The 21659-nt window shown below is 72.7% G+C and carries 19 protein-coding genes; 9 read left to right on the top strand and 10 right to left on the bottom strand.

Annotated elements, in window-relative coordinates:
* Positions 1-65: 65 nt before the first annotated feature.
* On the bottom strand, positions 66-1085 hold the full coding sequence (locus ACIG3E_RS14065; protein ID WP_399615339.1) for a quinone oxidoreductase family protein: 1020 nt from the start codon (positions 1083-1085) through the stop codon (positions 66-68).
* A 122-nt stretch (positions 1086-1207) separates the two neighbouring features.
* A complete protein-coding gene (eno, locus tag ACIG3E_RS14060; RefSeq protein WP_399615337.1) occupies positions 1208-2485 on the bottom strand; it encodes a phosphopyruvate hydratase in 1278 nt (425 codons plus the stop codon).
* Between the two features lie 169 nt (positions 2486-2654).
* Between eno and ACIG3E_RS14055 the strand changes: the two genes are divergently transcribed.
* Complete coding sequence (locus ACIG3E_RS14055) at positions 2655-3077, top strand: MarR family winged helix-turn-helix transcriptional regulator (RefSeq protein ID WP_399615335.1); 423 nt, start codon at positions 2655-2657, stop codon at positions 3075-3077.
* Positions 3078-3093: 16 nt separating this feature from the next.
* Here ACIG3E_RS14055 and ACIG3E_RS14050 read toward each other — a convergent pair whose 3' ends face one another.
* From ACIG3E_RS14050 to ACIG3E_RS14040, 3 genes are read right to left on the bottom strand one after another with little or no spacing between them, the layout of a single operon-like run.
* On the bottom strand, positions 3094-3885 hold the full coding sequence (locus tag ACIG3E_RS14050) for an enoyl-CoA hydratase/isomerase family protein (protein WP_399615333.1): 792 nt from the start codon (positions 3883-3885) through the stop codon (positions 3094-3096).
* A complete protein-coding gene (locus ACIG3E_RS14045) occupies positions 3882-4313 on the bottom strand; it encodes a Zn-ribbon domain-containing OB-fold protein (RefSeq protein WP_399615808.1) in 432 nt (143 codons plus the stop codon). The genes ACIG3E_RS14050 and ACIG3E_RS14045 overlap by 4 nt, the downstream gene beginning before the upstream one ends.
* Positions 4314-4366: 53 nt before the next feature.
* Complete coding sequence (locus ACIG3E_RS14040) at positions 4367-5617, bottom strand: lipid-transfer protein (protein ID WP_399615331.1); 1251 nt, start codon at positions 5615-5617, stop codon at positions 4367-4369.
* Between the two features lie 106 nt (positions 5618-5723).
* On the opposite strand from ACIG3E_RS14040, the gene ACIG3E_RS14035 reads away from it, so the two are divergent.
* Positions 5724-7334, top strand: a complete 1611-nt coding sequence (locus ACIG3E_RS14035; RefSeq protein ID WP_399615806.1) for a FadD3 family acyl-CoA ligase — start codon at positions 5724-5726, stop codon at positions 7332-7334.
* 9 nt (positions 7335-7343) lie between these two features.
* On the opposite strand, the gene ACIG3E_RS14030 is transcribed toward ACIG3E_RS14035, so the two are convergent.
* From ACIG3E_RS14030 to ACIG3E_RS14015, 4 genes are all read right to left on the bottom strand, one after another.
* Positions 7344-7730 (bottom strand): VOC family protein, encoded by a 387-nt coding sequence (locus ACIG3E_RS14030; protein WP_399615329.1) that lies wholly within the window; start codon positions 7728-7730, stop codon positions 7344-7346.
* Between the two features lie 90 nt (positions 7731-7820).
* Complete coding sequence (locus ACIG3E_RS14025; RefSeq protein WP_399615327.1) at positions 7821-8021, bottom strand: hypothetical protein; 201 nt, start codon at positions 8019-8021, stop codon at positions 7821-7823.
* 181 nt (positions 8022-8202) lie between these two features.
* Entirely contained in the window at positions 8203-8382 is a 180-nt protein-coding gene (locus tag ACIG3E_RS14020; RefSeq protein WP_399615325.1) for a hypothetical protein, read from the bottom strand.
* A gap of 223 nt (positions 8383-8605) precedes the next feature.
* Positions 8606-11500, bottom strand: a complete 2895-nt coding sequence (locus ACIG3E_RS14015; protein WP_399615323.1) for a BTAD domain-containing putative transcriptional regulator — start codon at positions 11498-11500, stop codon at positions 8606-8608.
* Between the two features lie 926 nt (positions 11501-12426).
* On the opposite strand from ACIG3E_RS14015, the gene ACIG3E_RS14010 reads away from it, so the two are divergent.
* Positions 12427-13704, top strand: coding sequence for an amidohydrolase family protein (locus tag ACIG3E_RS14010; RefSeq protein WP_399615804.1), 1278 nt, complete (start codon positions 12427-12429; stop codon positions 13702-13704).
* Between the two features lie 9 nt (positions 13705-13713).
* Here the strand turns inward: ACIG3E_RS14010 and ACIG3E_RS14005 are convergent, their stop codons facing one another.
* Entirely contained in the window at positions 13714-14256 is a 543-nt protein-coding gene (locus ACIG3E_RS14005; protein WP_399615321.1) for a Uma2 family endonuclease, read from the bottom strand.
* A gap of 201 nt (positions 14257-14457) precedes the next feature.
* On the opposite strand from ACIG3E_RS14005, the gene ACIG3E_RS14000 reads away from it, so the two are divergent.
* From ACIG3E_RS14000 to ACIG3E_RS13975, 6 genes are all read left to right on the top strand, one after another.
* A complete protein-coding gene (locus tag ACIG3E_RS14000; protein WP_399615319.1) occupies positions 14458-15099 on the top strand; it encodes a pentapeptide repeat-containing protein in 642 nt (213 codons plus the stop codon).
* A 164-nt stretch (positions 15100-15263) separates the two neighbouring features.
* The gene (locus ACIG3E_RS13995) at positions 15264-16226 is read left to right on the top strand and encodes a TIGR03619 family F420-dependent LLM class oxidoreductase (protein WP_399615317.1); all 963 of its coding nucleotides are present in this window, start codon (positions 15264-15266) and stop codon (positions 16224-16226) included.
* An 11-nt stretch (positions 16227-16237) separates the two neighbouring features.
* On the top strand, positions 16238-17023 hold the full coding sequence (locus ACIG3E_RS13990; RefSeq protein WP_399615315.1) for an SDR family NAD(P)-dependent oxidoreductase: 786 nt from the start codon (positions 16238-16240) through the stop codon (positions 17021-17023).
* A gap of 110 nt (positions 17024-17133) precedes the next feature.
* Positions 17134-18252, top strand: a complete 1119-nt coding sequence (locus ACIG3E_RS13985) for an LLM class flavin-dependent oxidoreductase (protein ID WP_399615802.1) — start codon at positions 17134-17136, stop codon at positions 18250-18252.
* A 129-nt stretch (positions 18253-18381) separates the two neighbouring features.
* Positions 18382-20115 carry an amidohydrolase family protein gene (locus ACIG3E_RS13980; RefSeq protein WP_399615313.1) on the top strand — a complete coding sequence of 578 codons (1734 nt, stop codon included), beginning with the start codon at positions 18382-18384 and terminating at the stop codon, positions 20113-20115.
* Positions 20112-21569 (top strand): aldehyde dehydrogenase family protein, encoded by a 1458-nt coding sequence (locus ACIG3E_RS13975; protein ID WP_399615312.1) that lies wholly within the window; start codon positions 20112-20114, stop codon positions 21567-21569. Before ACIG3E_RS13980 ends, ACIG3E_RS13975 begins: the two co-directional genes overlap by 4 nt.
* The last annotated feature ends 90 nt before the right edge of the window (positions 21570-21659 follow it).

Genomic DNA, 21659 nt, shown 5'->3' with positions numbered 1-21659 from the left:
ACCCCACGCGCCGCGCTGCGCGCGCCCAGGGCGGTCCCACCCACCCGCCCCCACCCGGCGCTGCCTCAGGCCGGTCCCGAGTGACTGGCGTCGCGGCGGCCCAGCGCGGCCGCGTCGGGTACGACGAGCAGCTTGCCGGTGGTACGCCGAGCCTCCAGATCGCTGTGGGCCTGGGCGGCCTCGGACAGTGCGTAGCGGCCCGTTACGGTGACCTCAAGTGCCTTGGAGCGCACCCACTCGAACACGTCGGCGGCCCGTCGGAGCAGTTCGGCCCGGTCGGCGATGAAGTCCCCGAGGCTGGGCCGGATCAGGGTCAGCGAACCGCCCTGGGCGAGCCGTATCGGATCGAACGGAGGCACGGCGCCACTCGCCGCGCCGAAGAGCACGAGATGGCCGCGGGGGCGCAGGCTGGCGAGGCTCGCGTCGAAGGTGTGCGCGCCGACGCCGTCGAAGACAACCGGCAGTCCCTGGCCGCCGTTGAGCCGCCTCACCTCGGCTGCGAGATCGTCGACCGCGGAGGAAAGGATCACCTCAGCGGCCCCGGCGCGCTTCGCCAGCTCGGCCTTCGCCGTGGTCGACGTCGTGCCGATCACCCTGCCGCCGAGATGGGTGATGAGCTGGGTCAGAAGCAGCCCCATGCCACCAGCGGCCGCGTGCACGAGCACGGTGTCGCCCCCCTGAACCGGGTAGGCGTCCTTGACGAGATAGTGCGCGGTCATGCCTTGGAGGAGCACGGCGGCGGCTGTCTCGAAGCCGATGTCGTCGGGCAGCGGCACCAGCCGGGAGGAGTCCACGACCGCCCGCTCGGCATACGTGCCGGGAATCTCCACCCAACCGACCCGGTCCCCGACCGCGACGTCAGCGACGCCGGGGCCGACTTCGACGACCGTGCCAGCGCCCTCAGAGCCCGGGGTGAAGGGCAGCGGGAGGCTGTACCGGCCTTCGCGGTAGTAGACGTCGAGGAAGTTGACCCCGGATGCGGCGACCTCCACGACCGCCTCGCCCGGACCCGGCCGCGGCAGGTCCACCTCGGCCTCCCGCAGCACCTCGGGACCGCCCACTTCGTACACCTGTATCGCTCGCATGACCCTCCAATAACGGCTCATCCCCCACCACCCCGTTGATGGCGATGAACGGCTCGTTCCCCACCAACCCTGTTGACGGCGATCCGATTCCCGCCAGAGGGGAGCTACCGGCCGGGGAAAAGCTATCGACGGAGGGTCTGGGTGGCGGCGTACCGGGCGGTGGGGCCCAGTTCCTCCTCGATGCGGATGAGTTGGTTGTACTTGGCGGTGCGGTCGGAGCGGGAGAGGGAGCCCGTCTTGATCTGGCCGCACCCCGTCGCCACCGCCAGGTCCGCGATCGTCGTGTCCTCCGTCTCTCCCGAGCGGTGGGACATGACGACGGTGTAGCCCGCCCGGTGGGCGGCGGAGACGGTGGCCAGGGACTCGGTGAGGGTGCCGATCTGGTTGACCTTCACGAGGACGGAGTTGGCGACGCCGGTGGCGATGCCCTCGCGCAGGAGGGTCTCGTTGGTGCAGAAGACGTCGTCGCCGGTGAGCTGGCAGCGCGCCCCGACGCGCGCGGTCAGGTCCCGCCACCCCTCCAGGTCGTCCTCGGCCATCGGGTCCTCGATCGACACGACGGGGTAGGAGCCGATCAACTTGACCAGGTAGTCCGCGTGTTCGGCGGGGGTGCGCCGCACGCCCTCCCCGGCGTAGTCGTAGACGCCGTCGCGGAAGAACTCGGAGGAGGCCGGGTCCATGACGAGGCCGATGTCCGTGCCCGGCCGGTACCCGGTGCGCTCGACGGCGGCGACGACGAAGTCGAGGGCCTCCTCGGCGGTGCGCAGGGCCGGGGCGAAGCCGCCCTCGTCGCCCACGCCCGTGGAGTGCCCGGCGGCGAGGAGGTCGCGGCGCAGGGTGTGGAAGATCTCGGACCCCATGCGGACGGCCTCGGCGAAGCTCTCCGCGCCGATCGGGGCGATCATGAACTCCTGGAAGTCCAGGGGATTGTCGGCGTGCGCGCCGCCGTTGACGATGTTCATCATCGGTACGGGCAGGAGCCGCGCGTCACAGCCGCCGAGGTAGCGGTAGAGCGGCAGGCGGTGGGCGGCGGCCGCGGCCTTGGCGGTGGCCAGGGAGACCCCGAGGACCGCGTTGGCGCCTAGCCGGGACTTGGCGGGGGTGCCGTCCGTGGCGACGAGGGCGGCGTCGAGACCGGCCTGGTCCTCGGCCTCGCGGCCGAGGACGACGGCGGCGAGCTCCGTGTTGACGTGGCGTACCGCCTGGTCGACGCCCTTGCCGTGCCAGCGGTCCGGGTCGCCGTCGCGCAGCTCGACGGCCTCGCGGGCGCCGGTGGAGGCGCCGGAGGGGACCGCGGCCCGGCCGAGGGATCCGTCCGCGAGCTCCACGTCCACTTCGACGGTGGGGTTGCCCCTGCTGTCCAGGACGCGGCGGCCGGTGACGGAGGTGATGGCGGTCATGGGAGTCCTCCCGGTGTCGCATGCGTGGCCGGGGTTCGGCTGCGGCGACGGTGGCGCGGACCCGGCGCACCGCACTCTACAGCAGTGCTGTGCAGTTTTGCTGTTCAGTTCCTCTGTACAGCGAAGCTGTTCAGCTGAGCTGTCCAGCTCCGCTGCGTTAAAGTTCGGTATGCCCCTTCCGGAATCCGCCGCCGTCGCCGCAGAACTGCGTACCGCGATGGGAAAGCTCACGCGGCGCGTGAAGCTCGAGGACCAGATGCCGCACGGCCAGGTGGCCGTCCTCGGCGCCCTCGACCGCAGCGGTGCGATGACGACCAGCGAGCTGGCGGCCGATCAGCGGGTACGCCCGCAGTCCATGGCCCGGGCCGTGGGGCTGCTCATGGAACAAGGGCTGATCACGCGCCGGGCGCATCCGACCGACGGGCGCAAGAGCCTGGTCGAGCTGTCCGCCGCGGGGCGGGCGCTCCTTGAGGAGGAGCGGGGGCGCAGGGCGGACTGGCTCGCCCGGGCGATCGAGGCCGAGCTGACGCCGGAGGAGCGGGAGCTGCTGGCCCGGGGGATCGGCCTGGTCGAGCGGCTCGCGGCCCACTAGGACCTGCCCGACAGGCCTACCGCAGGCGGTAGGCCACGCCTCCGCCCCGGGCCCTCGCGGCGAAGAGCGCCGCCTGCCGCCCAGGCGCCGCGTTGCCCAGGGCGATGAGGTGCGGCGCCTGCGCGAGGGCCTGGGCGCGGGCCGCCTCCTTCGTGGCCCACAGGGCCCGGACCGTGCCCTGGACGGCCTCGGTGGGGTAGGAGGCGAGGGTCGCCGCCGCCCGCAGCGCCGCGGGCAGCAGCCCGTCGCCGGGGCACAGCTCGGAGACGAGCCCCACCTCGTACGCCCGCCGCGCGGACATCCGCTCGGCCGTCCCCATCAGGGCCGTCCGCGCCACCTCCCCGAACGGCATCCGCTGGGCCATGTGCACGGTCTCGTACGCGCTGACCATCCCGTACGTCGTATGCGGGTCGAAGAACGTGGCGTGCTCGGCGGCGAGGGCGAACTCCGCCTCGCCGAGCAGGTAGAACGCCCCGCCGCAGGCCATGCCGTTGACGGCGGCGAGCACCGGTTTCCACAGGTCGTTGGCCTTGGGCCCGACCGTGAGGAGCGGGTCGTCCAGGGAGTACGGCGAGGAGGGCTGGGGCACCTCGGCCGACCGGTCGACGCCGGTGCAGAAGGCCCGGTCACCCGCGCCGGTGAGGACCACGGCCCGCACCGCGTCGTCGTGGCGCAACTCCCGCCAGGCCGCGGTGAGTCCGGCGGCCAGGGGCAGGTCGATCGCGTTGTGCCGCTCGGGCCGGTCCAGGGTCAGGACGGCCACACCGGTCTCCTCGTCCCGCTCGACCCGCAGCCCGGCGCCCGTCACGGCCGCTCCAGGACCCAGCGCGGCACGACGACGCCGCCCTGGTCGGCGAAGACCACCTGGACCCGGGCCCCGACGCGGGGGCGCCCTGCCGCCACGGAGTCCAGGGAGGCCCCCGCTCGCGCGACGAGGTTGCCGACGAGCCGGATGTGCGGGGCCTCGGTCAGCTCCACGACGACCGGGTGGTACGGGGTGAGGGCGGCGTAGGCGGGCAGGAGCGGCGGGTGCGGGACGACGTACGACCAGATACGGCCCTTGCCGCTCATCCGGCGCCAGTCGGTGGCGAAGGACCCGCAGTGCGGACAGCAGGGGCGCGGCGGGAAGCGGAGCGCGCCGCAGCCGTCCGCGGCGCAGGCCTGCACGCGCAGCTCGCCGCGGGCCGCGTACTCCCAGAAGGGGGCGCCGTCGTCGTCGACGACGGGGGTCAGCAGTTCGTTCATGGTCCTCTCCGCTCCTGTGTGGGCACCCGGCCCGGACGGGCCGCTCAGTTCCGCAGCAGTACGGCCGACGTCGGTACGCCCTCGCCCGCCGTGACCAGGCAGGTCTCCGCTCCGGGCACCTGTGCCGTGCTCGCGCCGCGCAGCTGCCGCACGCCTTCCGTGATCAGGTTGAAGCCGTGTACGTACGCCTCGCTGAGGCCGCCGCCCGCCGTGTTGAGGGGGAGGCGGCCGCCGATCTCCAGGGCGCCGCCCTCGGTGAACGCGCCGCCCTCGCCCCGGTCGCAGAAGCCGTAGCCCTCCAGGGAGAGCGGGATGAGGGGCGTGAACGCGTCGTAGATCTGGGCGACGTCGACGTCCTCGGGTCCGAAGTCCGCGTGTTTCCACAGGTGTCGTGCGGCGGTCCAGGCGGGCCCGGAGAGCGGGTCGTCGTTCCAGTAGTTGACCATGCCGTGGTGCTGGGCGGGCAGCCCCTGGGCGACGGAGTGGACGTACACGGGCCGGTGGCGGCAGTCGCGGGCGCGGGCGGCGGAGACGAGGACGCAGGCCAGCGCGCCGTCGGTCTCCAGGCAGTTGTCGAAGAGGCAGAGCGGCTCGCTGATCCAGCGGGAGGTCATATACATGTCACGCGTGAGCGGACGCTCGTACATGATCGCGGCCGGATTCTGGTTGGCCCGATTCCTGCAGGCCAAGGCCACGTTGAAGAGGTGGTCGCGGCTCGCGCCGTACGCGTGCATATAGCGGCGGGCGAGCATCGCTATCTCGTCGACAGGACGAAGCAGCCCGAAGGGCCGGGTCCACTGGGCGGGGGTGGGGAGCTGGACGGCGGTGTTCTTCCAGGGCCTTGGGCCGCTGCCGCGCTTGCGGGAGCGCCAGGCGACGCCGACCGTGGCCTGGCCCGTGGTGATCGCGGCGGCGAGGTGGGCGAGCGTGGCGCAGGAACCGCCGCCGCCGTAGCCGACCTTGCTGAAGAAGGTCACGTCCCCGGCGCCGATGGCCTTGGCCACCTCGACCTCGTCGGTCTCCTCCATGGTGTACGAGGCGAAGGCGTCGACCTCGGCGGGGGCGATGCCCGCGTCGGCGAGCGCGGCGAGGATGGCGCGGCAGGCCAAGGCCTTCTCGCTCTCGGGGAGTTGCCGGGCGAAGGCGGTCTGCCCGATGCCGACGACCGCCGTGGCGTCCTTGAGCGAGGCGGTTCCCTCCAGGCCGCTGGTGCGACGGGTGGGGCGCGGGGGGCTGGCGGTTGTCGCGGGTCCTGTTGAACCATCGGTTGCCCGTGGTTTTCTGGGGGAAGTCATCCGGGTACCTCCACACGCCGAGCGGTGCACCTCGCTGCTGACAGCGCGCCAGGCTACAGCTAATCTGACGGATAGTCAGCTACGTGACGGAGGGGGATGGGTGAGGATGCGCGGTGACCTGGAGTGGGGCAGTGTCCCGGGCCTGGTCCGGGCGGCGGTGCGGCGCTTCGGTGACCGGGAGGCGGTCGTCGAGGGCCGTACGCGGGTGACGTACGACGAGCTCGGGGAGCGCGTCGAGCGGGCCGCCGCCGCGTGTCTGGCGCGCGGGGTGCGGGCCGGGGACCGCGTCGCCGTCTGGGCGCCGAACACCCTCGACTGGATCGTGGCGGCCCTCGGCGCGGTCAGCGCGGGCGCCGTGCTCGTGCCGATCAACACCCGCTTCAAGGGCACGGAGGCGGCGTACGTCCTGCGCCGCTCGCGCGCCCGGCTGCTCTTCGTCACCGGCACGTTCCTCGGCACGTCGTACGTCGCGGCGCTGCGGCGCGCGGCCGGGGAAGGGCCCGGCGAAGGCCCGCTGCCCGGCCTGCCGCACCTGGAGGAGGTGGTCGTGCTCGCCGACGACGCCCCCGCCGACTTCCGCACCTGGAAGGACTTCCTCGCGGGCGGCGACGCGGTGCCGGACGCCGAGGTGCGGGCCCGCGCCGACGCGGTCGAGGGCACCTGGCCCTCCGACATCGTCTACACCTCGGGCACGACGGGCCGCCCCAAGGGCGCGGTGATCACCCACGCGCAGACGCTGCGCTGCTACGAGATCTGGAGCGACCTCGCGGGACTCCGCGAGGGCGACCGCTACTTGATCGTGAACCCCTTCTTCCACACCTTCGGCTACAAGGCCGGGATCATCGCCTGTCTGATGCGGGGCGCCACGATGATCCCGCAGCCGGTGTTCGACGTGGACACCGTCCTCGCGAACGTCGTCGGCGAGGGCGTCACGGTGCTGCCCGGGCCGCCCACCCTGCACCAGGCGCTCCTCGACCACCCCGCCCGCGACAGCCACGACCTGTCCGCGCTCCGGCTCGTGGTGACGGGCGCCGCGGTCGTGCCGCCGCGCCTGGTGGAGCGGCTCCGCACCGACCTCGGCATCTCCACCGTCCTGACCGCGTACGGGCTCTCCGAGGCCAGCGGCATCGTCACGATGTGCCGCAGGGGCGACCCGGAGGAGGTCGTCGCGACGACCTCCGGCCGCGCGATACCCGGCACCGAGGTGCGGGTCGTGTCGGTGGCGGGGGAGACGCTGCCGCCGGGCAGCCCCGGCGAGGTCCTGGTCCGGGGCCACCACGTGATGAGCGGCTACTACGAGGACCCGTCCGAGACCAAGAAGGTCCTGACCGGCGACGGCTGGCTGCGGACCGGCGACGTGGGCGTCCTCGACGAGGACGGCAACCTCCGCATCACGGACCGGATCAAGGACATGTTCATCGTCGGCGGCTTCAACGCCTACCCCGCCGAGATAGAGCAGCTCCTCGGCGTCCACCCCGACGTGGCCGACGTCGCCGTGATCGGGGTCGCCGACGCGCGCCTCGGCGAGGTCGGCAAGGCGTACGTGGTGCGCCGCCCCGGCGCGACGCTCACCGCCGACGACGTGATCGCCTGGTCGCGGCGCGAGATGGCGAACTACAAGGTCCCGAGGCAGGTCGAGTTCGTCACGGACCTGCCGCGCAACGCGAGCGGAAAGGTCCTGAAGGGCGAGCTGCGCCGACGCGGCGCGACCGGCTAGCCGGGGCGCTCAGGCGTCGGTCGCGGCCCGCTCGGCCGCGCTGCGCTCCACGCAGAACTCGTTGCCCTCGATGTCGGCCAGGGTCACCCAGCCGAGCCCGTCCGGCCGCCGGTGGTCGGCGACCAGGGTCGCCCCCAGCTTCAGGAGCCGCTCCACCTCCTCGTCGCGGGACCGCTCCTGCGGCTGGAGGTCGAGGTGCACGCGGTTCTTCACGGTCTTGGCGTCCGGTACGGCGACGAAGAGCAGGTCCGTCCCCTCGGGCGTCCTGAGCAGGGCCTCCGGGTCCCCGGGGGCGTCGTCCTCGGCGAGCGACCCGCCGAGCACCCCGGCCCAGAAGGAGCCGAGCGCGTGGGCGTCGCGGCAGTCGAATGTGATGTGGCGCACCAGTGTGGTCATGCGGCGGACTATGCGACACAGGGCCGGGCCTGTCCACCGATTTCCGCCCCGGGCACCGGGGCCGAGCGGGCGGCTCGGCCCCGGGGGGGCTCAGTTCCTCGGCGAGGTCGGCATCTGGCCGTCACCGGGCGGTGCCGGGAAGTGCCCGTCGCCCTGCGGGGTGACCGGGGAGTGGCTGTCCCCGAGCGGTGCCGCCGGGGTGTGGCTGTCGGCGAAGGCTGTCGTCGAGGCTCCCGCGGAGGCCGCGGCGACCACGGCCAGGGTGACGAGGATCTTTCTGGTGCGAGTCATTCCAACTCCTTGGAGGGGGACAGACTTTCCACAAGTGACTCTAGCCGTACATAAGCCCTATATTCGAACAAATGCCGTTGAATCTTGCAGAGTTGGCGCAATCCGGCTACTCCGGAAACGCCTCGGCCGCGGCGGCTCCCCCTCCGCGCCGCCGCGGCCGATCCCCGTCAGGATGAAAGTCTCAGGCGTCCTTCGCGGGCGGCGCCGGCATGTGGCCGTCACCCTTGGTCGTCGCGCCGCCCTTGGGAGGGACGGGCATGTGACCATCGCCGGTCGGGGCTATCGGTCCGTCCTCAGGCGGTGCGGGCATGTGCCCGTCCCCCATGGGCTTGAGGACCTTCTTCTTCTTGGCGTCGCTCATTTTGTTACTCCAGCTTGGTGCGGGGCTCCGGGACTAGACCGCCCGCTCGGCAACTCCCCCGAGGGTCGCCGAGCGGGCGGTCCAGGGCCGCTCACGATAGCTGTGGGGCCCACGCGACCCGTCTGCCCCCCGACGCGACGGATCGTTGAAATAAGAGTGGCAGCCCGTCATAAACGTTCGATGAACGTGCTCGAAGAAGGCCCTGTGCGGTGCGGAGAAGGCCCTATGCGGCCGCTACCGGACGCAGCAGGACACGCACCTCGTCCGCCTCCGGCGCACTCGTCTGCTCGTGCAGGGCCAGGGCCTTGTTCCAGCAGGCCCGGGCCCGGTCGATCTGGCCGAGGCTGTCGAGCGCCTTGCCGAGCACGGTCAGCACGTTGGCGCGCATCCAGTCGCCGCCGACGCAGCCGGTGGCGAGGGCCTGCTCGGCGTGTTTCGCGGCCTGGGCGGGGTGGCGGGCCGCCAGGTGGATCTGGGCGATGCGGTAGTGCGCCGTGCCCTCCCACAGCCGCTGGCGGTTCTCCGCGAAGACCCGCTGGGCGTCGGTGAGCTGGACGAGGGCCTCCGCGTGCCGACCGGCCTGGTTGAGGCCGATCCCCAGCGCGTACCGGGCGTTGGCGACCCGGAAGCTGATGCCGAGCTCGTCGTAGAGGGCCACGCCTTGGCGGGCGAGCTCGATGGACTGGTCGGTGCGCCCCATCATGGCGAGGACGCGGGACCAGTTGCACAGGGAGCTCGCCTCGCCGTGGCGGTTGCCGTCGAGCCGGAAGGCCTCGATGGCGCGCAGGACGTGCGTCTCGATGGTCTGGAGCACGTGCGGCTCGCTGCCCGCGTGCTGGTTCATGCAGCCGATGGCGATGGCCAGTTCGTTCGCCGCGTTGCCCCGACTCCAGGGGTCACCGGTCGTCTCGGCGAGGTCCGCGGCGCGCTGCAGCTCCACGGCGGCCTGCTCGAAGGATCCCAGCTTGTTGAGGACCTGGCCGAGGGTCACCCGGGCCCGGCCCTCGGCGTGCGGGTCCGCCGAGGCGTGCGCGGCGTCGCGGGCCGCGCGGGTCACCAGCTCGAAGCGGTGCGAGCTCGCCCCCGACTCCGCCAGGTCCTTGGCCGCGAGCAGCAGGTCCACCGCGCGCCGCAGCCCGGCCCGGCCCAAGGACTGCTGGACGCACGCCAGGATGCAGGCCGCCTCCGCGTGCAGCCAGTCCAGGGCCCTGCTGTCGTCCTCGAAGCCCCGTACGGGGTGGTCGACGGACTCCAGATGATCCACTGTCCGGTCACCGGGACGCTCGATCGCGTATACGCGGGCCGCCGAGGCCAGGTAGAAGTCGAGGAGCCGGGAGAGGGCGGCCTCGCGTTCGCTGGGCGGGAGTTCGTCGCGTTCGGCGCAGGCGCGGGCGTAGAGGCGGACGAGGTCGTGGTAGCGGTAGCGGCCGGGGGCCGCGGACTCCAGGAGCGAGGTGTCGACCAGGGACTCCAGGAGGTCCTCGGTGTCCTCGGGCGCGAGGTCGAGCATCGCGGCGGCGGCCGTGAGGGAGATGTCGGGGCCGTCGGCGAGGCCGAGGAGGCGGAAGGCGCGGGCCTGGGCGGGCTCCAGCTGGCCGTAGCCGAGCTCGAACGTGGCCTCGACGGCGAGGTCGCCCGCCTGGAGCTCGTCGAGGCGGCGGCGCTCGTCGGCCAGCTTCGCGGCCAGCGTGGAGACGGTCCAGGTGCGGCGGGCGGCGAGCCGGGAGGCCGCGATGCGGATGGCCAGGGGCAGGAAGCCGCAGGCGGCGACCACGTCGAGGGCCGCATCCCGCTCGGAGGCCACGCGCTCCTCGCCGACGATCTTCGTGAACAGCTGGAGCGCCTCGTCGGGGGACATCACGTCCAGGTCGACGAGGTGGGCCCCGGCCAGGTCCACCATGCGGGTGCGGGAGGTGACCAGGGCGGCGCAGCCCTCCGTGCCGGGAAGCAGCGGGCGGACCTGGGCGGCGTCGCGGGCGTTGTCGAGCAGGACGAGGACGCGGCGGCCGTCCAGGACGGAGCGGAACAGCGCGGCCCGCTCCTCCAGGGTGTCCGGGATGTCGGGGTCGGCCGTGCCGAGGGCGCGCAGGAAGGCGCCGAGGACCGTCTCGGGCTCGGCGACTCTGGGGCCCGCGCCCTGGAGGTCGACGTACAGCTGCCCGTCGGGGAAGTGCGGGCGCGCGGCGTGCGCGACGTGCACGGCGAGGGTGGTCTTGCCGACGCCGCCGATGCCAGCGAGGGCGGACACCGCCATCACGCGGCCCTCGGCCGTGGAGAGGATGTCGCTCAGCTCCTTGACGAAGGAGACGCGGCCGGTGAAGTCCTGCACGGTGGCCGGAAGCTGCGCGGGCCGGATGACGCCCGCGGACGGTTCGGCGGCGGGGGCCGAGGGTTCGGCCAGGGCGGGGTCGGCGGTGAGGATGCGCTGCTGGAGCTCTTGGAGGCCGGGGCGCGGGTCGACGCCGAGCTCGTCGGCGAGCAGGCGGCGGGTGTCCGCGTAGACGGCGAGGGCCTCGGCCTGGCGGCCGGAGCGGTACAGGGCCAGCATCAGGAGTTCGCGCAGGCGCTCGCGCAGCGGGTGCGCGGCGGTGAGGGCGGTGAGTTCGGAGACGGACTCGGCGTGGCAGCCCTGTTCGAGGTCCATGTCGAGGCGGGCCTCGACGAGTTGCAGGCGCCACTCCTCCAGGCGGGTGCGCTGGGCGTCGGCGTACGGGCCAGGCACGTTGGCGAGGGGCTCGCCGTCCCAGAGGGACAGGGCCTTGTTGACGAGGGCGCGGGCCTGGCAGAGGTCGCCCTGGGCGCGGGCCCGTTCGGCCACGGTCCACAGGGTCTCGGCCTCGGCGAGGTCGAGCGCGCCCTCGGCGGCGCGGACGGCGTAGCCGCCGGACTCGCTGACCAGGGCGCCGGGGGGCAGGACCTTGCGCAGCCGGGACGCGTAGGTGCGGATGGCGGCGAGGGCCTGCGACGGGGGCTCCTCGCCCCAGATGGCGTCGATGAGTTCGGACGCGGTGGCCGTGCGGCCGTCGCGGAGCAGCAGCGCGGCGAGCAGCGCGCGCTGCTGCGGCGACCCGGTGGACAGCTGCTGCTCCCCGAGCCAGGCCCGCACGGGCCCCAACACGCTGAACCGTGCGGTTGGCTGAACGTCCCCCTCGGCCCCACCCGAGCTACGGGCGGCACCTACCCCCGCCACGCCTGCGGCACCCGCCGTGCCTGCGGCACCCGCCGTGCCTGCGGCAGCCGGGATGCCTGCGGCGTCCGCTGTGCCTGCGGCGCCCGCCGCCCCCGCGGCAGCCGGGATGCCTGCGGCGCCTGCCATGCCGGGGGCGCCTGCCGCGCCTGCGGCAGCCGGGATGCTTGCAGCGCCTGCTGTGCCGGGGGCACCGGCCGTGCCTGCGGCGCTGGCCGTGCCTACGGCACTCCTCGTGCCTGCGGTGCCTGCGGCAGCCGGGATGCCTGCGGAGCCCGTCGCGCCCGGGGCGCCTACCGTGCCGGGGGCGCCCGCCGCGCCCGGGGCACCCGCCCTGCCCGGGGCACCCGCCGTCCCCACGGCCCCCGCCCGCCCCGACAGCGGCCCCGCCGCCAGCCCCCTCTTGCTGCGGCCGCCGCGCGTGGCCCGGCCCGGGGCAGCGGTGGGGACCGGGGTGCCGTGGTCCGAGGCAGGCGTGGGCTCGGGTGGGCCCGCGCTGGGGGCCGGGGCAGGGGTGGGCTCGGGCGGGCCCGCGCTAGGGTCCGGCTCCTGGCTCGCGCCAAGCGAAGCGCTTCCCGCCGCCGGACGCCGCTGCTCCGGAACTCGCGGTAGACCGTCCATCGCTCCCCCTGCTGCCCTGCCGCACGCAGTTGCCTATGTCTGATCAAATACGCCCAAACTGTGCCCGGCTGTGCCCGATACGGGTCTGCCCAGCCCGTACGACGTACTGCGGTGCACAGTTTGCCTTGTCGAGGGCGAATGCGTCAGCCGTGCGAGACGGCTCTCACAGGGTCGTCGCACCAGTGACCGGTTTCGGACAACTGACGGATCGTCAGATGCGCGCTACCGTGGTCGGCATGGAGACCGTGGAGAACACTGCGGAGAGCACCCAGGGCACCGCCGTCACCAGGCCCCCCTTCCCCCGGATCATCTCGGTGGACGACCACACGGTGGAGCCCCCGCACGTCTGGCGGGACCGGCTGCCGGAGAAGTACCGCGACCGGGGTCCGCGTATCGTCCGCGCCCCCTTGAAGGAAATGTCGTTCTTGGGCGGTAAGTTCGCCCCGGTGATGGGCGCGAAGGGGGACGAAGGCCCCATCGGGGACTGGTGGGTGTACGAGGACCTGCACCGGCCCCTGACCCGCCTCGACACGGCCGTCGGCTACGCGCGCGACGAGATCAAGCTGGAAGTCATCACCTACGAGCAGATGCGCCCGGGCTCCCACAGCGTCCCGGAGCGCCTCGCCGACATGGACGTCAACCACGTCCAGTCCGGCCTGTGCTTCCCCACGTTCCCGCGCTTCTGCGGCCAGACGTTCACCGAGGCCGAGGACCGTGACCTCGGCCTTCACTGTGTGCGCGCGTATAACGACTGGATGGTGGAGGAGTGGTGCGGGCCCGCCGCGCAAGGTCGGCTGATACCGCTCACCCTGGTCCCGCTGTGGGACGCGGAGCTCGCGGCGGCCGAGGTGCGGCGCAACGCGGCCCGGGGCGTGCGGGCCGTGGCGTTCTCGGAGATACCGCCCCACCTGGGGCTTCCCTCGATCCACACCGACTACTGGGACCCGTTCCTCGCGGCCTGCGACGAGACCGGCACGGTCGTCGCCATGCACATCGGGTCGTCCAGCAAGATGCCCTCGACGTCGGCCGACGCGCCGCCCGCCGTCGGCTCGACCATCACGTTCGCGAACTGCTGCTTCTCGATGGTCGACTGGCTGATGAGCGGCAAGTTCGAGCGCTTCCCGCGTCTGCGGGTCATGTACGCCGAGGGACAGATCGGCTGGATTCCGTACATCATGGAGCGCGCGGACGTGGTGTGGGAGGAGAACCGGGCCTGGGGCGGTGTCGCCGACAAGGTCCGCAGGCCGCCCTCCGAGCTGTTCGCCGAGCACGTCTACGGCTGCTTCTTCGACGACGCCTTCGGGCTGCGGAACCTCGACGCGATCGGCGTCGGGAACGTCCTGTACGAGACCGACTACCCGCACTCGGACTCCACCTGGCCGAAGTCCCGCGAGGTCGGCGAGGCACAGATGGAACACCTGCCTCCGGACGTCGTCGAGCGGATCGTACGCGGCAACGCCATCGACCTCCTCGGCCTCACCCCCGACGGCCTGTGGCCGGGGCCCGGGGCCTGACGAGGCTTCTCAGTCCTCCACGGGGAAGCCGGAGGTGTCCAGCGTGAACTTGCGGCCGTCGGAGAGCTTCAGGTCGACGGTCGTCCCGTACGGATACTCGGTCTTCTTGCGGTACCCGGTCGCGTCGGCGCCTTCGTGCAGTGTGCACAGCTTCCTGAACGGGTCGAGGATGAGGTAGGTCTCGATGCCGAAGCGGCTGTACTTCGCGACCTTGGTGACGTAGTCGTTGTCGTCGGACTTCGTGGAGACGACCTCGATGGCGGCGATCACGTCCTGGCAGATGTAGCGCTTGCCGCGGGGCTCGGCGTCCTCATCAAGGATGGTGATGTCGGGAGCTGTCGACGTCTCACCGGGGAAGTCAATGCCTACATCGAAAACGATGGGGGCGCCCTGCAGGATGGTGTGGGCCTGCATGACCACGTTGAGGATCGTGTTCGACTGCGCCGGGCTCTGCGGGGTCATGATCACCTTTCCGTCGATGATCTCGACGACAAAGCCCTCGATGTTGGTCTGTGCTTCCACGTCTCGCCAGAGGCGGTCGAGCACTGTCATCGCCGTCATCCTTCCGTCGCCCGCTGACTGGATCTCCCGCGTGTTCCAGACTAGCGGGGCGGCGTGTATGCACCTCGGGTAATCGCGACCTCGCCATGAGTGACACGGTGGTCAGCCGGGTTCCGGGCTCTTGGGGAGGGGCGGACCGGCCGACCGCCGTCGTCCGGGCGGTTGTCAGTGCCTCGGGGTTCAATCGGGAGCATGGCGATCAGACGTGAGCGGGCCAATGTGGATCCCTTCTCGCACGAGGTGGACGTGCCGGACGCGGAGCGGGTGGTGCGGGGTGGGGACTGGTACGGAAGGGACCTGTCGGGGGAGGAGTACGCGCGCTTCACGTTCTTTGATACGGATCTGACGGAGGCGGTGGCCGAGGGGGCCGTGTTCGACGGGTGCACCTTCGCCGGGGTGAAGTTCAACGCGGCGCGGTTCACCTCGGCGGCCTTCACCAACTGCACCTTCAAGCGCTGCGTGTTCTTCGACACCCGCTTCGAGCAGTGCAAGGCGGTGGGCAGCCTCTTCCAGCAGTGCGCGTTCACGGTCTTCGAGGTGCGCGGCGGGGACTGGTCGTTCGTCGCGCTGCCGGGCGCCGATCTGCGCAAGGCCGTGTTCGACGGGGTGCGGATGCGGGAGGTGGACCTCACGGCGGCCCGCCTGGAGGAGGCCACCGTGACCTGCTGCGACCTGTCGGGCGCGCAGCTGCACAGCACCCAGCTCATGGGCGCCGACCTGCGCGGCAGCGATCTGTCCTCGCTCGACCCGCTGACCGTGGCGATCGGCGGCACGAAGGTCGACCTGGACCAGGCGGGGGTGATCGCCGGGGCGCTCGGCTTCGAGGTGGGCTGAGCCGGGGCGGGCCGGGGGCCGGGTGGACCGGGCGCCGCGCGGGCCGGAGCCGCGCGGGCCGGGTGCCCGTGGCCCTTGTCTGATGGATCGTCAGGTACGACGATATGGGCCGTCGAAGCGGACGGCGTGCCGTCCGTCGGGCCAGGGCAAGGGATGGAGTTCCTATGGCGCCGGTGCCGGACCTCGCGGAAGCCTTTCCTCCGGGTCGTCTCGCCTACGGCATGCAACTGCCCGTGCAGGCGCGCAGCGTGATCTTCGCCGAGCCGTGGGAGGCGGGCGCGGGCGCGGCCGACCTGGTGGCGGTGGCGCGCGCGGCCGACGCCGCGGGGTTCGCGTACGTGGCGTGCTGCGACCACGTGGCCATCCCGCGGCGGCTCGCCGACGCGATGGGCACGACCTGGTACGACCCCGTGGCCACGCTCGCCCACCTCGCGGCGGTCACCGAGCGCGTGCACCTGCTCAGCCACGTCGCCGTGGTGGCCCTGCGCCATCCGCTGCTCACCGCCAAGCAGTACGCGACCCTCGACCACCTCAGCGGCGGCCGGCTGATCCTCGGCGTCGGCGCGGGTCACGTGCCGGAGGAGTTCGCCGCGCTCGGCGTGGACTTCGCGCGCCGCGGGGCGCTGCTCGACGAGACGGTGGACGCGCTCAGGGCCGCCCTCGGCCCGGCCGAGTACCCCGAGCACCACGGCCCCGCCTTCGACTTCGCGGACCTCGGGCAGCGGCCGCGGCCCGCCCGGGAGCGGGTGCCGATCTGGGTCGGGGGCTCCTCGCCCGCCGCCGTGCGCCGGGCCGCGACCCGGGGCGACGGCTGGCTGCCGCAGGGTGACCCGCGCGACCGGCTGCCCGGGAAGATCGCCGAGCTGCGGCGGCTGCGCGAGCGGGCCGGGGTCACGGAGCCGGTCACGGTCGGCGCCCTCACCGAGCCCCTGTACGTGGGCGATCCCTCCTGGCCGGTCGGGCGGCGCACCCTCACCGGCAAGCCGGAGGCCATCGCCGACTCGCTGCGCGCGTACGCGGCGATGGGCGTGCACCAGATCCAGGTGCGGTTCCGCAGCCGGAACCGCGGCGAACTCACCGACCAGATGGCGGCGTTCGGCGCACAGGTCGCGCCGCTCCTCGGCTGAAGGGAACCGGCATGGGCAAGCTCGACGGGCGCGTGGTCATCGTCACCGGCGGGGCGCGCGGCCAGGGGGAGCAGGAGGCGCGGCTCTTCGTCGCCGAGGGGGCGCGGGTCGTCATCGGGGACGTCCTGGACGAGCAGGGGGAGGCGCTTGCCAAGGAGCTGGGGGACGCGGCCCGCTACGTCCGCCTGGACGTGGGGAGCGAGGACGACTGGCGGGCCGCCGTCGAGGCGACCGAGGCCGCCTTCGGCAAGGTCGACGGGCTCGTGAACAACGCGGGCATCCTGCGCTTCAACGAGCTGGTCAACACGCCCCTGGAGGAGTACCAGCGCGTCGTCCAGGTCAACCAGACCGGCGTGTTCCTCGGCATCAGGTCCGTGGCCCCGCGCATCGGCGACGCGGGCGGCGGCACGATCGTGAACACCGCCTCGTACGCGGGGCTCACGGGCATGGCCTACATCGGGGCGTACAGCGCGACCAAGCACGCCATCGTCGGCCTGACCCGGGTCGCCGCGATCGAGCTCGCGGCCCGGGGCATCCGTGTGAACGCCATCTGCCCCGGCGCCATCGACACCCCCATGAGCAACCCCGCCCAGCTGGATCCGGGGGCGGACGCGGAGAAGGCGGCCCGGGGGCTCGACGCGCTGTACAAGAGGCTCGTGCCGCTCGGCCGGGTCGGCAAGGCGCACGAGGTGGCGCGGCTCGCGCTGTTCCTGACCGCCGAGGAGGACTCGGCGTACATCACCGGGCAGCCGTTCGTGATCGACGGGGGCTGGCTGGCCGGGGTCAACGTCTTCTGACGGTTCGTCAGTTCGGCCGGGCACCTCTCTTGACGCTCCCGGTGCCCGGTGGAACAGTCGAGGCACTCGATCTGACGATGCGTCAGAAATGCTTGAGGACGGTGACCGCCTTGGAATTCGGGCTCTTTGTACAGGGATACGTCGGCAAGCGGGCGCAGACCGACCCGCTGGCCGAGCACAAGGCGCTGATGGAGGAGACCGAGTACGTCATCGCGGCGGACAAGGCGGGTTTCAAGTACGCGTGGGCCTCCGAGCACCACTTCCTGGAGGAGTACTCGCACCTCTCGGCCAACGACGTCTTCCTCGGCTATCTGGCGCACGCCACCGAACGCATCCACCTCGGCTCCGGCATCTTCAACCCCCTCGCCCAGGTCAACCACCCGGTGAAGGTCGCCGAGAAGGTGGCCATGCTCGACCACCTCAGCGAGGGCCGCTTCGAGTTCGGCAGCGGGCGCGGCGCCGGGTCGCACGAGATCCTCGGCTTCCTGCCGGGCATCACCGACATGAACCACACCAAGGAGATCTGGGAAGAGACCATCGCCGAGTTCCCCAAGATGTGGCTCCAGGAGGAGTACGAGGGCTTCCACGGCAAGCACTGGTCGCTGCCGCCCCGCAAGGTCTTCCCCAAGCCGTACGGGTCCTCCCACCCCGCCATGTGGTACGCCGCCGGGTCCCCGCCCTCGTACGCCATGGCGGCGAAGAAGGGGCTCGGCGTGCTCGGCTTCAGCGTGCAGAAGGTCTCCGACATGGAGTGGGTCCTGGAGCAGTACAAGACCGCGATCCGGGACGCCGACCCCGTCGGCGGCTTCGTCAACGACAACGTGATGGTGACGTCCACGGCGATCTGCGCGCCCACGCACGAGGAGGCCGTGCGCACGGCCGTGCACAGCGAGCTCAACTACCTCCAGTCCCTGGTCTTCCGCTACCACGACACCTTCCCCCGGCCCGACGGCATTCCCCGGTGGCCCGAGGTGCTTCCCCCCTACACCGAGGAGATCGTCGAGCTGCTCATCGCCGAGGAGCTGATGATCTGCGGGGATCCGGACGAGGTCCTTCGCCAGTGCCAGCGGTGGGAGCGGGCCGGGGCCGACCAGCTGTCCTTCGGGCTGCCCGTGGGGATCTCGGCGGAGGACACGCTGCGGACGATCCGGCTGATCGGGGAGCATGTGATTCCCAAGATCGATACGGATCCTGTGCATCGGACCAGCCGGTTCCGTGCGGGGGCCTAGGCCTCGCGGGTGCGCCCCAGGCCCGCCCCTTCCCGAAACGGGGGCTTCGCCCCCGTGCCCCCTTTTTTTCGCCGCTTCGCGGCTCGTCCTCAAACGCCGGACGGGCTGGATGGGGAAAGGCCTCTCGTGATGTTGGACCATCTCATCAAAGGTGCCACTGTCGTGGACGGTACGGGTGCGTCGGCCCGCGTCGCCGACGTGGGGATCCGGGACGGGCGGATCGCCGTCGTCGCCCCGGGCGTCACCACGGAGAGCCGTACCGTCGAGGACGGCCGTGGGCTCGTGGTCGCGCCCGGGTTTGTGGATCCGCATACGCACTACGACGCGCAGCTGTTCTGGGATCCGTACGCCACGCCGTCGTTGAACCACGGGGTGACGACCGTGGTGGGCGGGAACTGCGGGTTCACGCTGGCGCCGCTGCACCCGGAGCGGCCCGAGGACGCCGACTACACGCGGCGGATGATGTCCAAGGTCGAGGGCATGTCGCTGGTGGCGCTCGAAGAGGGGGCGCCCTGGTCGTGGCGGTCCTTCGGGGAGTATCTGGACGCGCTTGAGGGGCGGATCGCCGTCAACGCCGGGTTCATGGTGGGGCACTGCGCGCTGCGGCGGTTCGTGATGGGGGCCGACGCCGTCGGGGGGCAGCCGACCGCCGGGCAGCTGGAGCGGATGGTCGCGCTGCTGCACGAGGCGATGGCGGCGGGCGCCTGGGGCCTGTCCACGACGCAGTCGTCCACGCACTCGGACGGCGACGGGGCGCCGGTGGCGTCCCGGCACGCGCGGCCGGGGGAGCTGCTCGCGCTCGCGCGGGCGGTTGGCGAGCACGAGGGCACCCAGCTGGAGGCGATCGTCGCCGGGTGCCTGGACCGGTTCAGCGACGCGGAGGTCGACCTGCTCGTGGAGCTGAGCGCGGCCGCGGGGCGCCCCCTGAACTGGAACGTGCTCACCATCGACGCGGCCGTGCCCGAGCGGGTGCCGCGCCAGCTCGTGCCCAGCGAGCGGGCCCGGAAGGAGGGCGGCCGGATCGTCGCCCTGACCATGCCGATCCTCACGCCGATGAACATGTCCCTCGGTACGTTCTGCGCGCTGAACCTCATCCCCGGGTGGGGGGACGTGCTCGGCCTGCCGGTCCCCGAGCGCATCGCGCGGCTGCGGGACCCGGAGGTGCGCGCGGAGCTGCTGCGCCGCGCCACCAGCGAGGAGGCGGGCGTCTTCCGGCGGCTCGCGCACTTCGACCGGTACGTCATCGGCGACACGTACTCCGAGGCCAACGCCGGGCTCGCGGGCCGGGTCGTGGGCGACATCGCGGCCGAGCGCGGCCAGGAGCCCTTCGCCTGCCTGGTCGACATCTGCGCCAACGACCAGCTGCGGACCGTCCTGTGGCCCATGCCGACCGACAACGACCCGGCGTCGTGGGCGCTGCGCGCCGAGACCTGGGAGCACGAGGACGTGCTGCTCGGCGGCTCCGACGCGGGGGCGCACCTGGACCGCATGTGCGGGGCGCCGTACACGACGCGGTTCCTCGGCGACTGTCTGCGCGGCCGCAAGCTGGTCGGTCTGGAGCGGGCGGTGCGGATGCTCACGGACGACCCGGCGCGCCTGTTCGGCCTGCGCGAGCGGGGCCGCATCGCCGAGGGCTACCACGCGGACCTCGTCCTCTTCGACCCGGAGACCATCGCCGCGGGCCCCGCGACGCTCGTGCACGACCTGCCGGGGAACAGCCCGCGCCTGGACTCCGAGGCGCTCGGGGTGCGGGCCGTGTGGGTCAACGGCGTCGAGGCGATCCGGGACGACGCGGTGACGGGCGCGGTGCCGGGCCGGGTCCTGAGGTCGGGCCGGGACACGCGGACGGTGGCCACCAAGTGACGTTCACGGAGAGCCTGTTCATCGGCGGCGAGCCGGTCGACCCCGACGGCGGCCACTACGACGTGATCGACCCGGCCAGCGAGGAGGTCGTGGGTCGCGCGCCCGAGGCGAGTCCCGCGCAGGCGCGACAGGCCGCGGCGGCCGCGCGGGAGGCCTTCGGGCCGTGGTCGCGCACGGCGCCCGAGGAGCGCGCGGCCGTCCTCGACCGGGCCGCGGGGATCATCGAGCGGGACGTCGACGCGCTCGCCGCGCTCGCCCAGGCCGAGACCGGCGCGACGACGGCGACCGCGCGGGGCATGCAGGTCGCGGTGGCCGCGGCGCGCTTCCGGCGCTACGCGAAGGGCGCCCTTGAGCCCGTCGAGTCGGCCCTGGTGCCGCAGGTCAACGAGGCGGGGCCGCTGGGCCGGGCAGCCGCCGTCGGTGCCGTGGCGATCCGCGCGCCCGTCGGCGTCGTCACCTGCGTCACCTCGTACAACAACCCGTGGGCCAACGCGGCGGGCAAGGTCGCCCCGGCCCTGGCGATGGGCAACACCGTCGTCGTGAAACCGGCCCCCCAGGACCCGCTGTCCGTCCACCGCATGGCCGCGGCCCTGGCCGAGGCCGGGGCGCCGCCCGGCGTGGTGAACGTCGTCGGCGGCACCTCCACGGCGGTCGGCGAGGCGGCCGTGGCGGCCCCCGAGGTCGACATGGTGAGCTTCACCGGCTCCACGGCCGTCGGGCGGCGCATCGGCGAGGTGTGCGGCCGGGGCATGAAGCGGCAGCTCATGGAGCTGGGCGGCAAGGGCGCCGCGGTCGTCTTCGCGGACGCGGACCTGGACGCGGCGGTCGCCGGGATCGGCACCACGTTCTCCTTCTACAGCGGCCAGATCTGCACGGCGCCGACCCGGGTGATCGTCCAGCGCGAGGTCTACCGGCCCCTCCTGGAGAAGCTGACCGCGTACGCCTCGCACCTGAAGGTCGGCGACCCGCGGGCGAGGGGCACGGTGGTGGGCCCGGTCATCTCGGCGGCGCACCGGGACCGCGTCGAGGCGTATGTGGAGCTCGGCCGCAAGGAGGGCGCGCGGCTGCTCACGGGCGGCACCCGGCCCCCGGGCCCCGGCTTCTACGTCGCGCCCGCCCTCCTGGCCGACTGCACCCCCGACATGCGCGTGGTCCGGGAGGAGATCTTCGGGCCCGTCGTCGTGGTCGTCCCCTTCGACGGCGACGAGGACACGGCGGTGGCGCTGGCCGACGACAGCGACTACGGCCTGCTCTCCTACGTCTGGTCGGCGGACGTGGCCCGCGCCTTCCGCGTCGCGCGGCGCCTGCGCGCGGGCGGCGTGGGTGTGAACACCGTCGCCCGCAACATGGAGGCCCCCTTCGGCGGCTTCAAGGCCAGCGGGGTGGGCCGCGACTGCGGCTCGTACGCGCTGGCCGCGTACAGCGAGACGCAGTCCGTGCTCTGGTCGGGGTGAGTGCCCGTACGGGACCGGAGGACTAGGTCCGCGGTGGTCCCCGCCCGGTCCCCGGGACGGATACGGCTCGCCATGCGGCCCAACTAGCGT

Origin of the sequence: Streptomyces sp. NPDC053474 (assembly GCF_044544845.1) — a bacterium.
GTDB lineage: Bacteria > Actinomycetota > Actinomycetes > Streptomycetales > Streptomycetaceae > Streptomyces.
The sequence above is the reverse complement of the archived record's forward strand: the minus strand, read 5'-3'. Positions and strand labels throughout refer to the sequence as shown.